Origin of the sequence: Mesorhizobium sp. M5C.F.Ca.ET.164.01.1.1 (assembly GCF_004792125.1) — a bacterium.
GTDB lineage: Bacteria > Pseudomonadota > Alphaproteobacteria > Rhizobiales > Rhizobiaceae > Mesorhizobium > Mesorhizobium wenxiniae.
The window spans coordinates 1-288 of the sequence record NZ_SRTG01000570.1 but is presented as its reverse complement, the minus strand read 5'-3'; the positions used below and the strand labels follow the sequence as shown (position 1 = coordinate 288).

Genomic DNA, 288 nt, shown 5'->3' with positions numbered 1-288 from the left:
CGTGCCGCCTCTCAGCGCAGCGATCGCGACAGCGGCTATCAGCTTCATGGTCGTATGAAGTCTCGGGCGACGATGCGGGTTTGAGGAGAAGAGCTCCATCATCGGCATGCCTATTGGAGAACCAGGTCGGCCTGCAGGGCGCCGGCCGACTTGATGCCTTGCAGGATGGCGATGATGCCGTCGGGCTTCACGCCGAGACGGTTGAGACCGGAAACGAGGGTTTCAAGGTCGGGGCCGTCGAGCACGGCAACCCGGGCGTCGGGTCGCTAGGCCTCGATGGCGGTGAAG

1 pseudogene is annotated in these 288 nt (G+C 64.2%); it reads right to left on the bottom strand.

The features are described 5' to 3' along the window. Positions 1–110 precede the first annotated feature (110 nt). A pseudogene (locus tag EN807_RS34790) lies at positions 111–288 on the bottom strand (flagellar basal body P-ring protein FlgI); the annotation flags it as partial.